The sequence below is a fragment of the Maribacter sp. UH1 genome (assembly GCF_056839145.1).
On record NZ_CM166387.1, the window covers coordinates 3050294 to 3071603 of the forward strand.

Annotated in this window: 14 protein-coding genes; 10 read left to right on the top strand and 4 right to left on the bottom strand. The window is 36.2% G+C overall.

What is annotated here, in order from left to right; translation table 11 throughout:
- Position 1: 1 nt before the first annotated feature.
- From UH1x_RS13310 to UH1x_RS13325, 4 genes are all read left to right on the top strand, one after another.
- A complete protein-coding gene (locus UH1x_RS13310; protein WP_482622205.1) occupies positions 2–1294 on the top strand; it encodes an APC family permease in 1293 nt (430 codons plus the stop codon).
- A 302-nt stretch (positions 1295–1596) separates the two neighbouring features.
- Complete coding sequence (locus UH1x_RS13315) at positions 1597–2505, top strand: NAD(P)/FAD-dependent oxidoreductase (RefSeq protein WP_482622207.1); 909 nt, start codon at positions 1597–1599, stop codon at positions 2503–2505.
- Positions 2506–2542: 37 nt separating this feature from the next.
- Entirely contained in the window at positions 2543–2920 is a 378-nt protein-coding gene (locus tag UH1x_RS13320; protein ID WP_482622209.1) for a VOC family protein, read from the top strand.
- Positions 2921–3182: 262 nt separating this feature from the next.
- Entirely contained in the window at positions 3183–5810 is a 2628-nt protein-coding gene (locus tag UH1x_RS13325; RefSeq protein ID WP_482622210.1) for an MGH1-like glycoside hydrolase domain-containing protein, read from the top strand.
- A gap of 136 nt (positions 5811–5946) precedes the next feature.
- Here the strand turns inward: UH1x_RS13325 and UH1x_RS13330 are convergent, their stop codons facing one another.
- Genes UH1x_RS13330 through UH1x_RS13345 form a run of 4 tightly spaced genes read right to left on the bottom strand, consistent with a single transcriptional unit; the run spans position 5947 to position 10088 of the window.
- Positions 5947–8580: an MGH1-like glycoside hydrolase domain-containing protein gene (locus UH1x_RS13330; RefSeq protein ID WP_482622211.1), complete on the bottom strand. Its 2634-nt coding sequence runs from the start codon at positions 8578–8580 to the stop codon at positions 5947–5949.
- A 21-nt stretch (positions 8581–8601) separates the two neighbouring features.
- Entirely contained in the window at positions 8602–8904 is a 303-nt protein-coding gene (locus UH1x_RS13335) for an antibiotic biosynthesis monooxygenase family protein (protein WP_482622213.1), read from the bottom strand.
- Positions 8901–9392: an SRPBCC family protein gene (locus UH1x_RS13340; protein WP_482622215.1), complete on the bottom strand. Its 492-nt coding sequence runs from the start codon at positions 9390–9392 to the stop codon at positions 8901–8903. Before UH1x_RS13340 ends, UH1x_RS13335 begins: the two co-directional genes overlap by 4 nt.
- A 12-nt stretch (positions 9393–9404) precedes the next feature.
- On the bottom strand, positions 9405–10088 hold the full coding sequence (locus UH1x_RS13345) for a cell division ATP-binding protein FtsE (protein WP_482622217.1): 684 nt from the start codon (positions 10086–10088) through the stop codon (positions 9405–9407).
- Between the two features lie 155 nt (positions 10089–10243).
- Between UH1x_RS13345 and UH1x_RS13350 the strand changes: the two genes are divergently transcribed.
- The 6 genes from UH1x_RS13350 to UH1x_RS13375 all read left to right on the top strand — a co-directional run bounded on the left by UH1x_RS13350 (position 10244) and on the right by UH1x_RS13375 (position 21283).
- A complete protein-coding gene (locus tag UH1x_RS13350; protein ID WP_482622218.1) occupies positions 10244–13261 on the top strand; it encodes a tetratricopeptide repeat protein in 3018 nt (1005 codons plus the stop codon).
- A 29-nt stretch (positions 13262–13290) separates the two neighbouring features.
- Positions 13291–15045: a TonB-dependent receptor gene (locus UH1x_RS13355; protein ID WP_482622220.1), complete on the top strand. Its 1755-nt coding sequence runs from the start codon at positions 13291–13293 to the stop codon at positions 15043–15045.
- A gap of 146 nt (positions 15046–15191) precedes the next feature.
- On the top strand, positions 15192–17204 hold the full coding sequence (locus UH1x_RS13360; protein ID WP_482622222.1) for a hypothetical protein: 2013 nt from the start codon (positions 15192–15194) through the stop codon (positions 17202–17204).
- 135 nt (positions 17205–17339) lie between these two features.
- Positions 17340–18446, top strand: a complete 1107-nt coding sequence (locus UH1x_RS13365; protein ID WP_482622224.1) for an OmpA family protein — start codon at positions 17340–17342, stop codon at positions 18444–18446.
- A 174-nt stretch (positions 18447–18620) separates the two neighbouring features.
- Positions 18621–19382: an NYN domain-containing protein gene (locus UH1x_RS13370; protein ID WP_482622225.1), complete on the top strand. Its 762-nt coding sequence runs from the start codon at positions 18621–18623 to the stop codon at positions 19380–19382.
- 77 nt (positions 19383–19459) lie between these two features.
- On the top strand, positions 19460–21283 hold the full coding sequence (locus UH1x_RS13375) for a DUF885 domain-containing protein (protein ID WP_482622227.1): 1824 nt from the start codon (positions 19460–19462) through the stop codon (positions 21281–21283).
- Positions 21284–21310 lie beyond the last annotated feature (27 nt).

Here is a 21310-nt window from a genome sequence, read left to right on the forward strand (position 1 = left end):
GATGGGTGTAGAAAAGAAAATAGGACTCAAAGATGCAATCTCTATAGGTATAGGCGGTATGGTCGGTGGTGGTATTTTTGCCGTTCTTGGTCTTGCGGTTTCTTTGGCAAAAGGAGCAACACCTGTTGCATTTCTTTGGGCAGGTATCATTGCTATGTTAACGGCTTATTCATATGCCAAGCTTTCAAAGAAATATCCTGAAAATGGTGGAACGGTAAAATTTGTACATCAACAATTTGGTAGCGGTATTTTTGCCGGTGGTATCAACAATCTATTATGGGTCAGCTATATTGTTATGCTTGCATTATATGCATCGGCATTTGGGTCGTATGCTAGTGAACTAATCTCGCTTTCAGGGTCAAAAGAAATAGATACACGCATATTTCAGACCGCTATTTTACTGATTGCCTTATTGATCAATTATCTGAGTGTTAAACTGGTTAGTGAAATTGAGTCATTGGCGGTCATTATTAAATTATCCATTTTAATAGCGTTTATAGGTATCGGTTTTTATGGTTTATCCGTCCATCCAGAAAACTTAAAACAATTGTCTCCGAGTAATTGGGAAAGTCCCTTATTAATTCTTTCTGGTGGTATGGTCATTTTTGTTGCTTATGAAGGATTCGAGTTAATTGCTAATTCTATATCGGATCTAAGAGACAGAGAAAAGAATACCGAAAAAGCATATTTTGGCGCCGTAGGCTTCGTAATCTTATTATATATCTTAATTGCAATTGTAACCGTTGGGGCTTTACCGTTTGATCAAATTGCCAATGCCGAAGATTACGTGTTGGCAAAGGCGGCAGAGCCTACGCTTGGACAAATTGGCTTTACAATTATAACCATTACCGCACTGATTTCTACTTTCTCTGCTATTAATGCAACTGTTTTAGGTAGTGGTAGGGTAAATTATGATATTGCTGAAGATGATGAATTACCCAAATATTTTTGCCATATGTTTTGGGGTAAACCTGTTGGATTTTTAATAACTGCAATACTTTCTATTGCCTTGGTCAACTCCTTTAATCTTCAAAGTATATCTACGGCAGGCAGTGCAGGATTCTTATTGATTTTTTGCATTGTAAATTATATAGGATTCAAAAAACATAAGGAACTGGATTCTAAAAGTTATGTGCATTTATTTGCTTGTATACTATGTTTGTTGGCATTCGTTACTTTGATTGTTCAGCAGTTTTCTGATAATAGAGTTGGGGTAATTACTGCTTTGGGTATTATAGCGTTCTGTTTTATTCTTGAGTTAGTTTACAAAAAGACAGAAGCTAAAATAGGCTAGTGTCTAGAAAAAACGGAGTTAAACTTACTTCTTTCGGTTTTTTTTATATGATTTACCACGATAGTCTTTGGTGTTTTAAACTGCTATCATTGGCTTTTAAGATGGTCATTTGAGTTATTATAAAGAGGTGATTTCATAATTAAAATCATAAGATGTTTGACTGCTTTATTCTTCTTTTCATGAAAATGTAATATTATTGCAACTAAGTTGCAATAATTAATGTAAAGCAATCAAAATATAGCTCATTTTAGTTTTTAAATAAAGTGTGCTATTTCTTTTTAATCCATTTTTAATACAAGAATATGCAGGCAATAAATAATTTTGACGTAATCATAATAGGTGGTAGTTACGCTGGTTTAGCAGCGGCAATGTCCTTGGGCAGATCATTAAGAAAAGTATTGATAATTGATAGTGGTAAGCCTTGTAATAGACAAACACCACATTCACATAATTTTCTAACCCAAGACGGTAAGACACCTAGTGAAATTAGTAGTATTGCTAAATCTCAAGTTTTAGAATATAAAACCGTAAACTTTGTAGAAGATGAAGCTATACACGCAATTAATAATGAAACTAGCTTTTCGGTAAGTACAAAATCAGGAATTACATATAGTGCTAAAAAACTCATTTTAGCTACTGGTATTAAAGATATAATGCCCAATATTAAGGGCTTCGCCGCATGTTGGGGTATCTCTGTGGTTCACTGTCCATATTGTCATGGATATGAGATTAGGAATAAGAAAACAGGTATAATCGCCAATGGTGAGCGTGCTTATCATTTGGCATCAATGGTTGGGAACCTTACCAAAAACCTTCATGTTTTAACCAATGAACCCGCTTCTTTTTCTAAAGAAGAATGGAGTAAACTAGAGCATAACCGCATAAGTGTTATTGATAAAAAAATTGTTGAGGTAGAGCACAATGACGGGAACGTTAAAGCAATCATTTTCGATGACGGAAGTAAAGAGGTTATAGATGCTATTTATGCCGCATTGCCTTTTGTTCAACATAGTAATATTTCAAATTTGTTAGACTGCGAATTAAATGAAGAGGGTTTTATTAAGGTAGATGACATGTATAGAACTACTATTGAAAACGTATTTGCTTGTGGTGATAATTGTATAAAAATGAGGTCGTTGGCTAATTCCGTAGCATCGGGTACCATGGTTGGTGCGGTTGTTAATATGGAATTGGTAAAAGAGAATTTTTAATACTTTAGGTGTTAAATGATAATTCTATATTGCAATCATGAACTTAAATCAAATTACTGTTCCCTCTTTAAATGTGGAGAATGCCATAGCTTTCTATGAAAAATTGGGATTACAACTCATTGTAAAATCACTTCCTAACTATGCAAGATTTGAGTGCCCTGATGGAAACTCTACGTTTTCTATTCACTTGGTAGATAAATTACCTCAAGGAACTGGGGTGTATGTCTATTTTGAATGCGATAATCTTGATGAAAAAGTAGAACTGCTTAAAAATAAAGGAGTTAAATTTGACCAAGAGCCCGTTGATGAAAAATGGTTATGGAGAGAAGCTAGATTGAAGGATTTAGATGGTAATCAATTGATTTTGTTTTATGGCGGTAAGAATAGATTGAATCCGCCTTGGCGTTTGGAATAGATTTTTTCTTAGAGTTTAAAATACTTAGTTGTGAGGTTACTATTATAACTGGGTTAATTTTAACAAGTTATCGATTTATATGTCTTATTTGTTGGGATTAGGTAATACTAATCACTTCATCAATACGTTAATCCTTCTTATAGTAGAACAAATACTATTTTTATTATAACGTCTATTAAAAGGACGCAAAATTTATTGAACTTTTTATATTGCCCTTAGGTGGTTGAGGTTGATAAAAATTATTATAACAGAAAAAGACTTTATGGTCCATAAAAATGCTGAGGAAGAAAGATTAGCCGTTGAGGATAATTATAAAAATTGGAAAAGATGGGGTCCTTATTTGGCAGAGCGTCAATGGGGTACGGTAAGGGAAGATTATAGTCCGCAAGGGCATGCTTGGAGTTTTGTTGGTCATGACAAGGCACGTAGTAATGCCTATAGATGGGGAGAAGAAGGTATTGGCGGTTTTTGCGATTCTAGAGAAATTTTGTGTATGGCTCCGGCCTTTTGGAACGGAAAAGATGCAATTTTAAAAGAACGCTTATTCGGTCTTACCAATGATGAGGGTAACCATGGCGAAGATGTAAAGGAGCTTTATTTTCATCAGGTGTCAACGCCTACGCACTCTTACGCTAAGTATTTATACAAATACCCTCATAAAAAGTTTCCATATACAGAACTGGTAAGAAAGAATAAAAGTAGAAGTCGTGAAGAAGCTGAATTTGAGATATTAGATACCAAAGCTTTTGCCAATAATACATATTTCGACTGTTTTATTGAATATGCCAAAGAAGATGTTGGTGATATTTTAATGAAAGTTACGGTAATCAATAGAGGGCCCAGAGCTGCAAATATTCATGTATTACCACATTTATGGTTTCGTAATTTCTGGAAACACAATCAAAGATTTGAAAGACCAGAGATGAAAGCTATTTCAAAGGGTGCTGTACAGTCTCGTAGTACACGAAATGGTCGTTACTATTTTTATCACGAAGAAGGAGATCAACTATTTTGTGAGAACGAAACCAATAACCAACGTATTTACGGTGTTCCTAATGAAGTTGAATATGTAAAAGATGGTATAAACGATCATGTTATAGATGGTCAACCTACGGTTAACCCAGATAAGAAAGGATCAAAATTTGCAGTTTGGCATAAACTCCGTTTAAAATCTGGAGAAGAAAAAACAATTAAGGTACGTCTTAGTAAGAAAAAATTGGATGACCCTTGGAGCAATTATGATGCTATTTTTGAAAAGCGAATTCAAGAGTGTGAAGAATTTTATGGAGATATCTTAAAAAAAGAACTTCCCGTTCAGCAACAAGAGATTGCTAGGAAAGCTTTTTCAGGTTTACTTTGGACAAAGCAGTTCTACTACTATGATGTATATAAATGGTTATTTGGCGGACCTGGTGAAGCCAAGCCATATAGAACAGATTCTAGGAATAAGCATTGGGAACATTTGACCAATAGGCATGTAATTTCAATGCCGGATAAATGGGAATACCCTTGGTATGCCGCTTGGGATCTTGCATTTCATATGGCATCTTTCGTAGAAATAGATCCCTATTTCGCAAAAGAACAATTGCTTTTGGTGCTTAAGGAAAGCTATATGCACCCTAATGGACAAATTCCCGCCTACGAATGGAATTTTAGTGATGTAAACCCTCCTGTGCATTCATGGGCGGTGTGGACCGTTTATGAAAAAGACAAAAAGCGAAACGGTAAAGGAGATTTTAATTTTTTAGAGAAGGCGTATCAAAAGCTATTGGTCAACTTTACATGGTGGGTCAACCAAAAGGATAAAAGCGGAACCAACCTTTTTGAAGGCGGTTTCCTAGGTTTGGATAATATTGGTGTATTCGATAGAAACCACATGCCTGAAGGTATTACACGTATGCAGCAGGCAGATGCTACAAGTTGGATGGCTATGTTTACTTTAAACATGCTGCGTATGTCGCTAGAGATGGCAACCATTAATCCAAACTATGAGGATAGTGTAGCTAAGTTCTTTAGACATTTCTTGAACATTGCATGGGCAATGCACCACATTGGTCAAAAGGATATTTCACTTTGGGATGATGAAGATAATTTCTATTATGATGTGGTAGAAATGTCTAATGGAAATACAGACCGATTAAAAGTAAGATCATTAGTTGGTATCATACCCATGTTCGCTGTTGAAATCATTCATAAAGATTTGTTTGATGAATTAATGAATTTCAAAGTTAGAGCGGCAGAAATTGTACGTACTAGACCAGATTTGGCTTCATTGATTTCAAATATTGAAGAGTTTAATTCCGATGGTAATTACCTCTTTTCAATCATGCGTGGATTTCGATTAGAGAAACTGTTATTCCGTCTACTTGATGAAAAAGAGTTCTTGTCCGATTACGGTATTCGCTCACTTTCAAAATATCATGAAGAACATCCGTATGTTTTTCAACATAACGGGCATCATCACATTTCGTATGAATCTGGGGAAAGTCAATCTAACATGTTTGGAGGTAACTCTAACTGGCGTGGACCAATTTGGCTGCCTTTAAATTATATGATCGTACAATCGCTTCGTAAATATTACTCATACTACGGTAAACAATATGTATATGAATTTCCAACAGGCTCCGGGGTAAAATTAAACTTGAATGAAATTGCAAATGAGATTTCTAAAAGATTGATTAAATTGTTTGAGCCTAATGAAGATGGTAAGTTTGTGTACCATTCAGAAGATGCTAATCATGTATTCACTAAAAATGAGCACTTTAAAAAAGAGCATTTCTTTTATGAATTTTTTGATGGTGATTCCGGTAAAGGGTTAGGTGCATCTCATCAAACAGGGTGGACTGCCTTAATTGCAAATTTAATTATGGAGCTAGAACAAAATAGTTAAACATAAACTCGTATATAAACGAACAAAAAGCGAGGTGTTTTTACACCTCGCTTTTTATTTTAATTCTTGCGTCAGTTCAGATTAACTATTAAATCACAACACTTATTGACTGTTTTATTTATGGTTTTTTAGAATACTAGCTTTCATCTTCTAATTGCTCAATAAGGTTGGCTACTAAAGCGGTCCAACCTGTTTGGTGAGATGCTCCCAAACCGCGACCATTTTCGCCGTGAAAATACTCGTAGAATAAAATCAAGTCCTTAAAATGAGGGTCTTGGTAATATTTTTCGTAGTTCTTATTGATGGCTCTATTGCCCTTTTCATCTTTCTCGAACATGTGGATCAAGCGTTTGCTCAATTCATCACTAACTTGTTTCAGGTTCAACAATTTAGAACTTCCCGTAGGGTATTCAAAAAGAAAATCATTGCCGTCATACCACTGGTACTCACGTAATGCCTGAATGAATAAATAGTTCATTGGCATCCAAATAGGTCCACGCCAATTAGAATTACCACCAAATAAAGAAACGGTAGATTCTGCAGGTTCATAATCAATGGAGTAATCTATACCATCTATATGAATTTGATATGCTTTCTCATGTATTTTAGATAATGATCGAATGCCATATTCACTCAAAAATTCTTTCTCATCTAAGAGTGCAGCAACTAATTTTTGCATTCTGTCTTTTGGTACTAATGATAGAAGTAAATCACCATTTTCTTCATACTGCTGTATCACTTCATATTTTAAATTCTCTGCACGGTACTTTTTAAACCAAAGAACACTTGCCTTAAATTTCGGGAATTTATCCAATACACTTTTCTTGATTGTAAGTACCGCAGCCAATGACAACATACCGGCAATAGATCGCACTTTTATGGTGGTCGATTGTCCGTCAGGTAGTGTTAAGCGGTCATAGAAGAAACCTTCAACATCGTCCCAAGTGTTTGCCTTATCGGTATCCATTTTGTTCAATGCCTCGGCTATGAATATAAAATGGCCGAAATATTTGGTTGCCATATCTTCATACGAATCGTCATGTTCTGCAATACGTAGACTGATTTCTAACATGTTTAGACTGTACATTGCCATCCATGCAGTACCATCTACTTGGTCTAAAGAACCACCACCGGGTACACCATGGCTACGGTCAAATACTCCAATATTATCCAAACCTAAGAATCCGCCCTGAAAAACATTGTTGTCATTTCTATCTAAACGATTCACCCACCAGTTGAAGTTCAAATTCAGTTTATTGAACATTCGTTTTAGGAACTTAATATCCGGTACGCCGGTAATAGATTTATCGGTGCCGTAAATCTGTAAGGTTGCCCATGCCTGTACTGGCGGATTTACATCACTAAAATTCCATTCGTACGCAGGTATTTGCCCGTTAGGTGCCATGTACCATTCTTTGGTGAACAATAGTAGTTGGTCTTTCGCAAATTCTGGATCAATGGAGGCGAACGATGCACAGTGAAATGCAGAATCCCACGCGGCATACCAAGGGTATTCCCAAGCATCTGGCATAGAAAGGATATCATGATTTCGTAAGGTCTTCCATTGGCTGTTTCTGCCATTTTTACGCTCTTGTGATGGGGGTATGGTTTTGTAATCACCTTCTAACCATTTCTCAACTTCGTAGTTATAATATTGCTTCGTCCACAGTAAACCGGCAAAGGCTTGTTTTAAAATCGCCTTTCTGTCTTCGCTTGCCTTTGGGGCTATTTCATCATAGAATTGAGCGCACTCTTTTTGTCTCTTTTTAAATATAGAATCGAAGTCGGCAAAAGGTGCTTCAAGTGTTTCTTCGGTTAAACGAAGTTGAAATGTTTTTGATTCGCCACCATCTAAAATAACTTGATATAGCGGTGCAAATTTTGTTCCTGAATTATTCTTTGTCGCTAACTCAAAGTCATTGTTGCAGACAGCATTATTGAACACATCTTTTTTAAAGGGATGGTCGTTTTTCTCTTTATAAATGGTCTCTTTGTTGGTTTCATTCTCTGTAAAGAATAACTGCGCTGCCTTTTGAAAATAGAGATTATAATTGCCTACATACGAGTGGTCAATGTTTACGTAAGGATTCGATTTTGTTCCTTTTTGAGTGATAACGGGCTTTCTAGACATTTCTTTAAATGTCCAGTGATTACGCATTACCATTTGTGGTAATAAAGTGATAGGTGCCGGTTTTGAATGCCTATTGGTAATGGTAATTTTTATAAGAATATCTGTTTCATCACCTTTTGCATATTCGGTGCTGACATCAAAATAAGTGTTATCATCGAAAATACCGGTATCCAGTAACTCGAATTCAAGCTCTCTACGATTGCGCTTTTGGTTCTCGTCAATCAATTGATTGTACGGGTATGCTTTCTGAGAATACTTGTACAAATACTTCATGTACGAGTGAGAGGGTGTATTCTCTAAATAATAATACAGCTCTTTTACATCTTCCCCATGATTACCCTGCGGTCCTGTTAAACCAAAAAGACGCTCTTTTATAATCGGGTCTTTACCGTTCCATAAACCAATACTAAAACACATATTGCAATAGCGATCACTAATACCAGCTATACCATCTTCTCCCCAACGAAAAGCGCGACTTCTTGCATGGTCATGTGGTAGGTAGTTCCAAGCATCGCCACCAGCACTATAATCTTCACGTACCGTTCCCCACTGGCGTTCACTTAAATAGGGACCCCATTTTAACCAATCTTTTTCTTCGGTATGTTGTTGATCCAAACGTTTTTTTTCAGGGTTTTTCATATGGCAATGTATTGTGTTTAATTAATCTGCAAAGATTTCAAAGTGAGTAACTTGTTCTGGAAAATCGATAAGATATTTTTTGTCTTCTGGATAATATTTTGCTATTTCATAATCTTGACCTGCAAAATTTTTAATGACTTCTAAGTTCTCCCAGACAGTTATGAGTTTAAAGTATGCGTATTGATTGTCAGAGTTTTTTAAGAACATTAATTTAATAAATCCAGAGGTTTTGCTATAATCAGGAATAGCACGATTCTTCATAAAATCTTCATATTCAACAAGATGTTCTATTTTGGTTTTACCTTCCCAAATTCGTGCAATCATGCTTTTGTTGTTTTAATTGTAGTTATCTGTTTCCATTTATCGGATTCGGCAAATTGTTGAATGGTAGTGTTTCGTTTCGCCAATAAATCTGTCATATACTTTTTCAAGAATAAGCTATCTGCAATTTTTCCTAAAAAACCGAATGGTGATTGGTAATCAAAATAATCGATCATCAATGTCCCATTTTTATGATTTTTAAAATGATGCTCGTGTTTAAAGCTTTTGAAAGCACCTTTAACCATTTCATCAGAAAAGAAATTAGGGTATTCGAACTCTGTTATTTTACTCGTTAGAATTTGATAAATACTAAAATGTTTCGCCCGCCAAGTAACCCAATCGTTTAATCCAATTAGACCGCTTGTAATTCCTGCTATAGCTTCTTCGTTGGTATGCTCTGTAGAAATTTTATGAAGATCGATACTCCGCGATAAATCAAAGACAATTTCTTTCTTTGCATTTATCAGAGTTTTGAGTACAATCTTTGGCATATATTTAAGTGTCTAAACCGCCCTTTGAACCACCTCAAATACTTTGTTGGTGTCGCACTTAATTGTTTTAGACGGGAATTTTAGTATTAATGCGTAATCATGGGTTGCCATTAAAATAGTTCTGCCAGATTTATTGATTTCCTGTAATACCTTCATAACCTCTACACTGGTTTGTGGATCAAGGTTTCCGGTAGGCTCATCGGCAATAATCAGTTCTGGATCATTTAATAATGCACGTGCAATGGCAATACGTTGTTGTTCCCCGCCAGAAAGTTCATGCGGAAACTTAAATCCCTTGGTTTTCATACCAACTTTTTCCAGCACGTTAGAAACCCTATCATCCATTTTTGCCTTATCTGTCCATCCGGTTGCCTTTAAAACAAAAAACATATTCTGGTTGATATTTCGGTCTGGAAGAAGTTTAAAATCTTGAAAAACAATACCCAGTTTTCTACGTAAAAACGGAATATCTTTTTCTTTCAATGTTTTAAGGTCAAAGCCAACCACATGACCTTCACCTTTTTGTAAAGGTAAATCGCCATACAGCGTTTTCATGAAGCTACTTTTACCGCTACCGGTCTTACCAATAAGGTATACAAATTCCCCTTTGGCAATTTTTATAGTTACTTCACTCAACACCAAACTCTCTTTTTGAAAAATAGAGGCATCCTTAAGTTCTAAAACAATCTCTTCCATAACGCAAATGTTGTTATAAAAGTAATAAGTTCCATTTGATATTAGAGAACCCTTTTTTAAAATCTTTTTTTTTGAAGGGGTATTGCACATACTTAGGTACAATTTTTGCCGTTATCACATGTGATACTGGTAATTCTAAATAGGTACAGAACACTATGCTTAAAAAAATCACCGCTTTTATTCCATTGGTATTCGGTTTGGTCGCATTGACCAGTGCCCAAGAAACTAAGATTTATACTCATGAGCAAAAGGCTTTTCAAGACGCGCTAGCGCTATACAACAACGAACAATACCAAGCGGCACAGACCATTTTCGAGAAGGTTAAAGTGTCTACAAAAGACGAGGAGACCGCTGCCAATAGTGCATACTACGCAGCTAATGCAGCAGTACGTTTAAACCAGATGGGTGCAGACCGATTGATGGAAGATTTTGTGGAAAAATACCCTACTTCTACCAAACGTAATTCTGCCTTTGCCGATGTGGCAGAGTACTACTTTCAAACAGGTAAATATCCATATGCTTTAAAGTGGTACAACAAAGTAGATCAAAGCTCCCTTTCTCGTGGCGAGATGGATAAGTTCAACTTTAATTACGGCTACTCTTTATTCTCATCACGTAAAACGAAAGAGGCTGAAAAGTATTTAGAAAAAGTTGCCAATTCTCAAGTATACGGATCTCAAGCAAAATATTATTTGGGTTATATATCATATCAAGAAGATGATTATGAAACGGCAAATCAGCGTTTTGATCAAATTACCGATCAAGATGTCTTAGAGGAAAAGCTGAGCTATTATCAGGCGGATATGAATTTTAAGTTGGGTAAGTTTGATGAGGCAATTGCTTTGGCGAAAAAACAACTGCCAAAAGCTGACAGACGAGAAGTATCTGAACTGAACAAGATTATAGGGGAGAGTTATTTCAACTTGAAGCAATATGAAAATGCGATTCCGTATCTAACGGAATACAACGGTAAAGGTGGTAAGTGGAATAATACGGATTATTACTACTTAGGTTACGCTTATTATAAAGGTGGTGACTATGCCAGTGCCATAGCTCAATTCAATAAAATTATAGGAGGTACCAATAGTGTTGCTCAAAATGCATATTACCACTTGGCAGAATGTTATTTGAAGTTGGATAAGAAGCAGGAAGCCCTAAATGCGTTCCGTAATGCTTCTCAAATGGATTATAGTGCCGAGATTCAAAAAGATGCATTTCTTAATTATGCACGTTTAAGTTATGAGGTGGGTAATGCCTATGAACCGGTTCCTCAGGTAATTACAAATTATTTAAAAACATACCCTAAAGATGAGCATCAAGATGAGATGCAGACCTTGTTGGTAGATTCATACATTACTTCAAAGAACTTTGAAGGTGCAATGACGTTGCTAGAGGAGAATAAGAACTATGCCAGTAAAGCTGTCTATCAAAAAGTAGCGTATTACAGAGGTATCGAACTTTTTATGGAAGGCGATTATAATGCTGCAGCTGAAAACTTCAATAAATCTTTAAATAGTGCAGAAGATATGCTCTTTAAGGCAAGAGCAAATTACTGGAAAGCTGAATCTGATTATTTATCTAATAGTTTCAATGAAGCAGTACAGGGCTATACGGCTTTCAAGAATAATCCATCCGCAAAGAATACAGAAATGTATGCCGATGTAGATTACAATTTGGCATATGGCTATTTTAAACAAAAAGATTATTCTGATGCCATTACCTATTTCAATTCGTTTACAGCCAACGGAAATGCAGAAGTGGAAAAATTACATGATGGTTATTTAAGACTGGGTGATAGCTACTACGCTACTAGTAAATACTGGCCAGCTATTGAAACCTATAATAAAGCATTGGCATTAACGGGGCCGGAGAAAGATTATGCTTTTTACCAAAAAGCGATGAGTTACGGTTATGTTGATAAAGGAGATAGCAAAATTGAAAACTTAGAAGAATTCGTAAGCCAATACCCAAGATCTAGTTTTAAAGATGATGCCTTGTTTGAATTAGGAAACACCTATGTGTCTCAAGGTCAAGAGAACAAAGGTCTTGCTGCTTACGATCGTTTGATCAGTGAGTATAGAGGAAGTTCATTGGTGCCACAGGCATTAATGAGACAGGGATTGGTAAATTATAATGCCGCTAGAAACGAAGCTGCCTTGGCAAAGTTTAAAACGGTTGTTCGCGATTTTCCAAAAACACAAGAAGCCATACAGGCTGTTGCAACGGCTAAATTGGTGTATGTGGATATGGGTCGCGTAAACGAATATGCTGAGTGGGTTCGCGGACTAGATTTTGTTGAGGTGACCGATGCGGAATTGGACAACGCCACTTTCGATGCTGCGCAAAAACAGAATTTAGAAGGCAATGTTGATGCAGCCATTAAAGGTTATAAAAATTACATTCAACAGTTCCCAACTGGTTTACATGCCGTAGATGCTAACTTTAGCTTAGCACAGTTGTACTTTGGGAAAGGAGAAAAAGAATCGGCTTTACCGTATTACAAATATGTTGCCGATAGAAGCACGAGCGAATATGCAGAACAGGCGTTGACTCGTGTTTGTGAAGTCTATATTTCTAAAGATGATTATCAAATTGCACTGCCATATTTATTAAAATTAGAAAGCCAGGCAAACATTTCACAGAACAGAACATTTGCTCGCTCTAACTTAATGAAAGGGTATTACAAGCAAAAGAATTATCCGAAGACGATAGCATATGCCGATAAGGTATTAGCAACTTCAAATATCGATAATAGAATTAAGAGTGATGCGCATATTATGATTGCAAGATCTGCCATTGCAACCAATGACGAGGCAAAAGCGGAATCGGCATATGCTGAGGTGTTACAAATAGCATCGGGTGAAACAGCTGCAGAAGCATTGTACTATAACGCCTATTTTGAGCATAAAGATGGGTCATACGAGAACTCTAATATTGCCGTACAAAAACTAGCTAAAGATTATGCAGCTTATAAAGAATGGGGAGGTAAAGGTTTAGTTTTAATGGCTAAAAACTATTATGCTTTAAATGATGCCTACCAAGCAACCTATATTTTAGAAAGCGTCATAACAAACTTTACGCAGTATCCAGAAATTGTCAGTGAAGCAAGAGCAGAGCTTGCTATCATTAAATCGAAAGAGGCGAAAAGTAACTCATCGGTTGATCCTAACTAAAAATTACGTACACCAGTAAAAGAACATCTATGTACAACAAACATATATTTACGCTTATAATTTTAACGCTTGGCTTTCAAATTGTTTTTGCTCAAGAAGAAGAGGAAAAAGATTTGGGTACGGAGACCGTAACGGTGACTAAAGCATATACGCCAACCGTTTCAGATGCTTTTAAGATCAAGTCGGTTCCGAATATGAACGACTCTATCGTGTTACAGAAAAAGCCTATCAATTATAGTATTTTTTCCGTTCCCGTAGCATCTACGTTTACACCTAATAAGGGTACGGCATCTAAAGTTGAAAGATTGCCACCACCGGTACTGTATAATTCGTATGCCTCTTTAGGTGCGGGATTGTATGGTAATGTGTTGGGCGAATTTTATACCAGTAGAACCATTAATAGAGATGAGAATTTCGATATTGGCTTCAATCACTTATCGTCTCGTGGCGGTATTGATGGTGTAGAATTGAGCGATACGTTCTATGATACCAAATTAGACGCATCATACGCAAAGCGTGATCGCGATTTAGATTGGGGTGCAGCAATAGGTTTACAACATCAATTGTACAATTGGTATGGTATTGAGCCAGGAGTATTCAGTGAAACGGTACTAAATAGTATTGATGAACGCCAAAACTATTACATGGGCGAAGCTAGTGGTCATATTAATGTGGAAGACGCTTATTTTAAAAGAGCGGATTTAAAATACCGACGATTTTTTGACGCAGTAAGTTCAGGTGAAAACAGAGCGATATTCAATACTGGATTCGAGTTTCCGGTTAACGAAGAAACTTTAAATGCAAAAGTAAATGTAGATTATGTGGGCGGTACTTTTGAAAATGCGTCTGTAAGAAGTACGACCAATGATAACGGAATCTCTTATAGTAATTTACAAGTAGGTATTAATCCGTCTTTAAAAATGCTACGCGATGATCTTTCGTTGAATTTAGGAGTAAATGTGGTCTATGGAATGGATTTAGAGAATAGCGAAAGTAACTTCTATATTTACCCGGCCGTAACAGCGTCATACAGATTATTAGATGAAACCGTAATCGCTTATGGCGGAGTAACGGGAGAATTAAAGCAGAACTCTTACTATGATTTGGTAGAAGGTAATCCGTTTGTTTCTCCGACCTTGAATATAGCACCTACAGATAGTCAGTATAATGCTTATGTAGGTTTTAAGGGTCAGTTGTTACCTAATTTGAGTTATAATGTAAAAGGGTCGTATTCTGCAGAGAACAACAGACCGCTGTATACATTGAATCCTAGAAACGATTTTAGGTCAGATGATAAAGGGTACTATTATGGTAATTCATTTGATGTGTTTTATGATGACATCAAAACCTTGGGAATTTTTGGAGAGTTGAATGTTGATGTTAACCGTAATTTTACTGCAGGTGTAAATGTAGCCGTGTATGATTATAATACAGAAACCGGTAACCCAGCTTGGAACTTGCCAAATTTACAGGCATCATTGTTTATGGACTACCAAATAGGAGAGAAGTGGTATGCCGGTGCAAATTTATTTTATGTAGGCGAGCGAGATGATTTTTCGTCAACTGCATTAGAAAATGTTCCGTCAAGTGATTTTCCGGCAGCGCTAATAACTTTAGATGGTTATTTTGATGCTAATGCACATGTTGGGTACCGTTATACAGATCAATGGTCGTTCTTTATAAAAGGAGCAAATCTTTCTAATAACGCTTATCAAAGATGGGCTAATTTTCAAGTGCAAGGAATTCAGATTTTGGGAGGAGCAACGTATAAGTTCGATTTCTAGAAAACAATTCATAAAATATTTGAACGCCTAAGAGTCGGTTTTACTGATTCTTGGGCGTTTTTTTATTTTTTCACATTTAAAACCAAACCCTCTTCAAATTACTTCGTAGGTATTCTTGATTCAACTAATAAAATCAATAATATCATATGAAAAAATCTATAATTTATTTAGCAATTTTAGCAAGCGCACTATTTGTGGCTTCATGTAGTGACGATGACGATGCCATGGTAGATGTTACACCAGATGCCACTTGTGAAGACGGAGTAATGAACGGTGATGAGACAGGTGTAGATTGTGGTGGTTCTTTTTGTGAGCCCTGCGGTGAAGGAATGACGGTTTTAGGTCGTAGAACAGACCTTTTCGTAACCAACAACGATAACGGAAATATTTCACGTTACAGCGTAACCGGAGATTCTTTGGTCACATTCATGACAACAACTACTGCTGCTGAAGGTATTTATTTTGATGCTACAACAAATGTAGTTTTCCAAGCATCTAGAAGTGCATTGCAATTAGAAGCTTTTGCAGATGTAAGTACTTTAATGGACGGTGATGCGGTTGCCTCTGCTTATACAAGTGGAGTAGATTTGGAGAGTCCAAGGGAACTAGCGGTTAACGGATCTTCTTTTGTAGTTGCTGATAATGGGGAGAACAAATTTTTCGTTTATGAGAATACAGGAAGCGGATTCACATTAACCAGTACAGTTGAGGTTCCTTTCCCAGTTTGGGGTATCACTTTTAAAGGAGATGATTTATATGCAGTAGTTGATACAACAGGAGATTTAGCCGTGTATTACGATTTTCTTTCTAATGCTACCAATGGAGTTTTGAATCCATCGAAAAGAGTAACAATCGAAGGTATTGTAAGAACACATGGTATTACTTATGATGGTACTGACGATGTAATGGTGTTGACCGATATTGGTGATGCGGCAGATGCAAATACCGATGGTGGTTTTCACGTAATTTCTGATTTTTCTTCAAAGTTCGATGCCTTGTCTGATGGTGAATTACTGCCAATAGGTATGCAAGTGCGTGTAGCAGGTTCTTCAACATTAATGGGTAACCCAATTGATGTTGCGTATGATTCTGAAACCGATGCGGTTTATGTTTCTGAAATTGGAAATGGTAAAGTATTAGGATTTACTTCTATAGGTTCTGGTGGTAATTTAACTCCGTCTTTCAACAAAGACTTAGCAATGGCTTCGTCTATTCAATTTAGTAGTGACGAAACTGATGGAAATACCGGTGATTCTAGTGAAGCTAGAGCAACAAGATTGTATGCTACAAGTACGGCTGACGGAAATGTAAGTGTATATGATGGTTCTGGTATGTTGACAAAAACAGTAGCTACAGGTTCTGATGCTACAGAAGGTATTTATTACAATGCTATGAACGATGCAATTATTCAAGCATCTAGGTCAGGTATGGCGCTAGAGTACTACGGTAGTTTTGCTGCAGTTACAGATTTAGCCAATATCGTGTCTGATTTTTCAGGTAGTGCGGAATTGGCTAGCCCAAGGGAGATTGCCGTTTTCGGTAACAAGGTAGTTGTGTCTAGTAATACAGAGAATAAGTTTTATGTATATGAGTACAACGGTTCTAGCTTTAGTCTATTAAATACTTTCGATGCCGGTTTCGATACTTGGGGGATTACATTTATGGGGAATACCTTGTTGGCCGTTGTAGATGCTACGAGCGATTTGGCAGTGTACGATAATTTCTTGACCGACTTTTCTGTGGATGGCGCAATTATACCTACAAAACGAATTACAGTTGAAGGAATAGTGAGAACCCATGGTATTTATTATAGTGCTGCAGATGATGTTTTGGTAATGACCGATATAGGTGATGCCGCAGATGCAAATACTGATGGTGGTTTTCAAATAACACAAGATTTTTCAACGGTTTTAGCCGGAATAGAAGATGGTGGTTTGTTATCATGGTTAAGTCAGTCTAGAGTTGCTGGTTCTTTGACTGAAATGGGTAACCCAATTGATGTTGCTTATGATCACAAAACAAAAACAGTATTTATAGCAGAAATCGGTAATGGTAAGGTACTAGCCTTTTCAGATGCTTTGAATGCCAGTGGTAACGTTGCGCCAGCGGTTAGTAATGATTTAACTTCTGCTGCATCTATTTATTTATATAACAATTAAGAGTTGAAGTAAGGTTTGGTTTTTGTTGTTAGTAAGGCCCTTCTTTTAATTAAGAAGGGCTTTTTTTATGAGTTAGAATTAGTGAAATCACCATATTTTATCTTTTCTGTATTTTAGGGAATCTATTTAACCCTTATGCTACCTAAAAGAAAGTATTTAGATTTTCTCTTATTGCTTCTGTTATATGTGCCTGTTCTTATGACAGGACAAAATTTGGTGGTGAATCCTAGTTTTGAAATGTATGGAAATTGCCCCGTTACATTGGGTAATCTTGAAAAAGATGTAATAGATTGGAATATGCCCACAATGGGTTCTACCGATTATTTTAACGGTTGCAGTACCGCCATGGGAACCCCGGAAAATTTCAATGGAAAGCAACCCGCTGATTTTGGCGTAGGTTATGTGGGGTTTTACATGTATGCCCCAAATGATTATAGAGAATATATTCAAGCAAAATTAAGCACGACTTTAAAGCAAGGAGAACGCTATACGATTTCTTTTTATGTGAGTTTGGCAGAACGATCAGATTTTGCTGTGAAGGAATTTGGTATCCGGTTTTCGGAATTTTCAGTTGAGGTAGAAACTACCAAAGTGCTATCTGGATTGCATCTATCTAAGGTAAATGGTGAAGTATCCGCAGCATTAGAAATATCCTATTCTAAATATTATTCAGATGAAATCAAATGGGTGAAATTAACTACGGAATTCGAAGCTTCTGGAACCGAGAATTATTTGACTATCGGTAATTTTAAAAACAACAAGCGCACACAGAAATATCAGACCAAAAGAAAAATTAACAAAGGCTCTTATTACTATTTAGATATGGTTTCAGTGTCGAACGTGAAATCAAAATCTCAAAACTCGGGGCGCAATGAACATAGAGAATATGTATTGGATAGCGTGCACGTATTTAAAGATGTATACTTTAATTCTAACAAGTCTAAAATAAGAGGAAATCACCAGCAAGAAATGGAATCGTTGCTTTCTTATTTAAAAGCGAATTTAAATATCAACATCGAAATTTTTGGGCATACCGACGATATTGGATCCGATAATTTCAATAAAAAATTGTCGGTTAGGCGAGCTCATGAAGTAGTTGGTTTTTTAATTGATAACGGGATTCAAAAAAGTAGAATAAAAGCTGAGGGGTTTGGCAGTTTAAAACCCATTTCAACGAACGAAACGGAAGCTGGTAGATTTCTCAACCGGCGTGTGGAGTTTGTTTTGACCAAGCCAGATTAAGTAGTACGTATTTGTTTCGGTATCGTTAATACTTAACTATATGATCAAGGTTGTTCGCTAAATGTCACTTACAATAGCTTATAATCCGTAGTAAAGAAATCATTTTTAACTTTATCGGTCAACATCTTGCTATTCAAGTAGAAATCAAATTACCTTTACATAAAAACAGTACAAATGGATTTGAATTTAGCAGTATTAATAGATGGCGATAATATACCATCTGCCTATGTAAAGGAAATGATGGAGGAGATTGCTAAATATGGTAACCCTACCATTAAACGTATTTATGGTGATTGGACCAACCCACGTTTAGGTAAATGGAAAAATGTCCTTCTTGAAAATGCCATTACACCTATTCAGCAATATGGGTATACACAAGGTAAAAATGCAACCGATTCTGCCATGATTATCGATGCTATGGATGTACTATATTCTGGCAAGGTCAATGGTTTCTGTATTGTTAGTAGTGATAGTGATTTTACTCGCTTGGCCACAAGACTTAGGGAAGCAGGTATGCAGGTTTTTGGTATTGGGGAGCGTAAAACTCCAAATCCGTTTATTGTAGCCTGTGATAAATTTATATACATAGAAATTCTAAAAGGTAGATCAGAAGAAGAAACGACCGATGCTGCAAATAAAACACCTACAGAAAAAAATACGGTAGATAAGATTACGCCAAAGGCATTGCGCTTTATTTCAACGACTATCGATGACGTTGCCGATGATGATGGTTGGGCATTTTTAGGTGATGTTGGTAGCTTGTTACAAAAAAAGCAACCAAATTTCGATTCTCGTAATTACGGATTTCAAAAACTGACTCCGCTTATCAATTCCATTCCTCATTTTGAGATAGAAAGAAGAGAAGATTCTAAGGGGCGTAAGAAACTGATTTACGTAAAAATTAAGGAAAAGGCGAATTCAAAATCAAAGAAGTAATTCCTTTTTTAAATTCAAGAAAATAGAGGTTCATCAATCATAATAGTTTTGTATTTTTCAGTACAAATTCTACTACTATGATTCGTACCCTCTGGCTTTTACTATTCGTTGTCGTTATTTCTTCTTGTAAAGAATCTTCAAAACAAGAACAGCTTACTACAGCAAAACCTATTGCTGAGGTTTTTACTGAGTTTTATGAGTTTAAGAAAAACATAAACCCCATAGAGGCTACCAAAGCTGGCTTTTCAGAATATAATGATACTATAGCCAATTACATTTCAGATGATTACATTCTACATTTAAAAGACCGCTATACCTATTTTTTAGATCAATTAAGTAAGTATGATTCTACCCAAGTAAGTGCTGAAGATTATATGAGCATGCGTGTAATGGAGTGGGATTGTAATGTGAAATTGGAAGGGGTAATGAACCCTATAGTAACGGTTGCATCGCCAATCTATGATTTACCAAGTTTTGAGCTTATGCCCCTTTTTCAGATACAGTCCTTGCATTTATATGTGGCGCAATTAGGCGGTGGTACAAGTGTTCAGCCGTTTAAGAGCATTGAAGATTATAATAATTGGTTAAGTAGGTTAGAAGATTATTTGGTGTTTTTAGATACTTCAATTGAGAAAATGAAAAGAGGTATGGATAAAGGTGTAGTGCTACCCAAAGTACTAACTTTAAAAATGCTACCACAGATTCAATCGTTTATTGATATTCCTTTAGAAGAAAACCTATTCTATAAACCAATAATGAATTTCCCAGACGGACTGTCTGATGTTGATATGGATATTCTTCAGAGTAATTATGAAGATTTCATTCAAGAAAAACTAACACCTAAATATGTAGAATTAAACCGGTTTTTAACGGATGTTTATTTACCTGCTTGTAGAGATACAGACGGATTATCAGATCTACCTAACGGAAAAGAAACATATCAATATTTAATAAAATTACATACGACTACGAACATGACTGCAGATGAAATCCATGAATTAGGATTGTCTGAAGTGGCTCGTATTTCTAAAGAAATGGAAGCTGTAAAGAATGAAATAGGTTTTAAAGGCTATTTAAAATCTTTCTTCAGTTCTCTTAGAAATAGAAAAGAATTAATGCCTTTTTCAGAACCTGAACAGGTAGTTGAAAGTTTTAATGCTATAAATGACCGCATAGCATTGCGTATAGATTCTTTGTTCGCCCTGACACCAAAAGCAGGTTTTAATGTACGTAGAACAGAAGCTTTTAGAGAAGCATCGGCAAGTGCGGAGTATGTGCCGGGTTCAAAAGATGGGTCAAGAGCGGGAATTTTCTATGTTCCAATTCCTGATGTAAAGAGTTATAATAGGGTACATGATGAAGCTTTGTTTTTGCATGAAGCCATACCTGGTCATCACTTTCAGTTAAGTTTACAGCAAGAAAATAATAATCTTCCTGAGTTTTTACATCCTGAGAGTATGGGTGTTTTTGTAGAAGGTTGGGCGCTTTACGCAGAGTCTTTAGGAAAAGAACTGGGTATTTATACAGACCCATATCAATATTTTGGCATGTTAAGTATGGAGATGCATAGAGCGATCAGGTTAGTGGTTGATACTGGTATTCATGCAAAAGGATGGAGTAGAGAAAAAGCGATTCAATATTCATTGGATAATGAGGCGGAGTCTGAAGAAAGTATAATTGCCGAAGTTGAAAGATATATGGCCACCCCTGGGCAAGCGCTTTCATATAAGATTGGTCAGTTAAAAATTAGAGAGCTAAGGATACAGGCTGAAAATATTTTAGGTGATGATTTTAGTATCAGAGCGTTTCATAGCCAAATATTAGACTCAGGTAGTTTACCTTTGGTTTTATTAGAAGAAAAACTAAATGGATGGATTGCGTCTCAAAAACAAACTAAGTAGTAAAAAACCTACAATTAATAAAATATT